The organism is Elusimicrobiota bacterium, from assembly GCA_040757695.1.
In the GTDB taxonomy this organism is placed as follows: domain Bacteria; phylum Elusimicrobiota; class UBA8919; order UBA8919; family UBA8919; genus JBFLWK01.
The window spans coordinates 1-2111 of the sequence record JBFLWK010000182.1 but is presented as its reverse complement, the minus strand read 5'-3'; the positions used below and the strand labels follow the sequence as shown (position 1 = coordinate 2111).

At 34.8% G+C, this 2111-nt stretch carries 6 protein-coding genes; 4 read left to right on the top strand and 2 right to left on the bottom strand.

Annotated elements, in window-relative coordinates:
* Positions 1 to 362, top strand: a 362-nt coding sequence (locus AB1349_13920) for a hypothetical protein (GenBank protein ID MEW6558423.1), incomplete at its 5' end; no start/stop codon positions are given.
* A 48-nt stretch (positions 363 to 410) separates the two neighbouring features.
* Here the strand turns inward: AB1349_13920 and AB1349_13915 are convergent.
* Complete coding sequence (locus AB1349_13915; GenBank protein ID MEW6558422.1) at positions 411 to 755, bottom strand: type II toxin-antitoxin system PemK/MazF family toxin; 345 nt, start codon at positions 753 to 755, stop codon at positions 411 to 413.
* 1 nt (position 756) lies between these two features.
* Complete coding sequence (locus AB1349_13910; protein MEW6558421.1) at positions 757 to 972, bottom strand: antitoxin family protein; 216 nt, start codon at positions 970 to 972, stop codon at positions 757 to 759.
* Positions 973 to 1187: 215 nt separating this feature from the next.
* On the opposite strand from AB1349_13910, the gene AB1349_13905 reads away from it, so the two are divergent.
* The 3 genes from AB1349_13905 to AB1349_13895 all read left to right on the top strand — a co-directional run bounded on the left by AB1349_13905 (position 1188) and on the right by AB1349_13895 (position 2091).
* On the top strand, positions 1188 to 1319 hold the full coding sequence (locus tag AB1349_13905; GenBank protein ID MEW6558420.1) for a hypothetical protein: 132 nt from the start codon (positions 1188 to 1190) through the stop codon (positions 1317 to 1319).
* 84 nt (positions 1320 to 1403) lie between these two features.
* A complete protein-coding gene (locus AB1349_13900; GenBank protein MEW6558419.1) occupies positions 1404 to 1751 on the top strand; it encodes a DUF5674 family protein in 348 nt (115 codons plus the stop codon).
* Positions 1741 to 2091: a hypothetical protein gene (locus AB1349_13895; protein ID MEW6558418.1), complete on the top strand. Its 351-nt coding sequence runs from the start codon at positions 1741 to 1743 to the stop codon at positions 2089 to 2091. The genes AB1349_13900 and AB1349_13895 overlap by 11 nt, the downstream gene beginning before the upstream one ends.
* The last annotated feature ends 20 nt before the right edge of the window (positions 2092 to 2111 follow it).

Below are 2111 nucleotides of genomic sequence, written 5' to 3'. Positions count from 1 at the left end.
TAGATGACGAAGAAGACAAAAAATATGGTTTTGACAAACGCGGTACAGAACTTCCTGAAAATATACAAGATAAAGAACAACGTATTAAGAAAATGAAACAGATTGTAGAACAATTAAAACAAGCACGCCAAAAAATCAAAGAATCAGGCAAAAAGAAAATTAACTTAACTGACGAAGATGCACAATTTCAGAAGACTTTAGGGGACGGAGTTGAAATGGTTCACTTACGAGCAACACGAAAAATGGATTCCCGATTAAGGCATTCGGGAATGACAAAGGAAGCAGACCAAGGGTCTGCAACTACAGCAACATCTCGGGCTTACAATGACATCAACACTGTTATCTGTGAAAATCTGTGTTAATCTGTGGTTTGTATTTTCTTTAAGAATTTTTGGGGTGTGATAGCAAGGTTATTCCAAACCAAATGCGAGTTTTAATTTTAGGTCTATTTCTTTTTGAAGAGATGGCGAAACCTTGCCCAATCGTCTTAGAATTTTTGTTCTTTCAAGTGTTAGAATTTTGCCGGTTTTGAATACAGATGTTTTCTTTAAACCTGTAAATAAAAAATCAGGATGAGTTTGTTCCAGTAATAATTCTTGTTCCGGTATGTGTTCGGGCACAATTGATGAGATAAACATTACAGTTACATCAATATCATTATTAACGGAAATAACCAGGGATGGTCTTACTTTTGCCGATAATAAATTGGTAAACGGGAATGGGACTAATACAATATCACCTTTTGAGATTGGCATTTTAGATGGGTTCTCCGTCTCTGATTGTGTAGATATCTTCTTGCTGATTTTTAAGAAAATAAAAACTTTTGCTTTTTTCAGCGACAACTGCTATAGATTTTGTCTGGATTTCATCTTCTTCAATAACAAGTTTTACTTTTTGATGTTCTGGAAAAGCAATTTTACTCAGTGGTCTAAAAACGCCGTTTTCAAAAATTGCATTGATTACTTTACTCATAACTTCACCTCCGAAAAAATTATAACAAAAAGACTTTAGGGGACGACTTTAGGGGACGGAGTTGAAATGGTTCACTTACGAGCAACACGAAAAATGGATTCCCGATTGAGGCATTCGGGAATGACATATCAGGACGCAGATTTGCGCAGATTATCAGGATTTTAAGTATCCAGACATTTCTGCGAGAATCAGCGTCCAAAAAAAACCATTCGGGAATGATAAACAGCGTACGACAGTTGAGATTGCTTCGGCTATGTCTCGCAATGACAAACGATGGACAGATTGCTACGGCTACACCTTGTAATGACAATGAAAAAAAGCAATTGTCCACAGAAAAAATAAAATAGACAGAAAAATCGCTAAAAGTCCTGTTGTTATAATATCAGGATTTTTTTATTGCAATTTTTTGGATTTTAAGTATAATAAATCAAATGGAAATTATAGACAACAAAATTAGTAAAAGCGAACTTGCAAAAAATTTTTTAAATTATTTCAAAACAGTTACCAAAATGGTTGTTGATATTGAAAAAGGGATAATCGCAGTGGATGCGGAACTTCACGCTGATTTGGAAGCGCTACTTTTGGAAAACGGTTCTTTACAAGAAAACCTGTGGGGAATAAATTTATATCCTTATAAAGATAAAAATGATTTTATACAATACACGGCACTCATAAATATTCGTCCATCTATGGATAATCGCTCTATGGAAATTGAAAATCCGGAAATACGGGAAAAAATCAGAAATATCGTAGACAAACTGATTGACTATGATTCTTAAATATCATAAAACATTAACAGTTGAAAAATGGGCGCAGTTTCCCTTAAATAAACAATTGCTGATGATTGCCAACGAATTAAACAGGGCAAAAAACTGGATTATCAAAAACGATTCTGAAGAGGTTAGAAACTGTTATGAACGAGCGTTTGAACTGATTGATTTAACCCTGTCCGTTCCGACGAGCAGGAATCTTTTAAGAGAGCTTTTAAGATTCAGAGAATTGCTTGCGGAATCGTATCTAAAAAAACGAAACGATGCTGAAACGAACCGAAAACTTTTTGAAGTTTTGTTGATGTTGAACAAGGATAATTACAATCTGCTGACCGGAGGAGTAAAATGAGTGTGCCAAGAAAGTTCCTT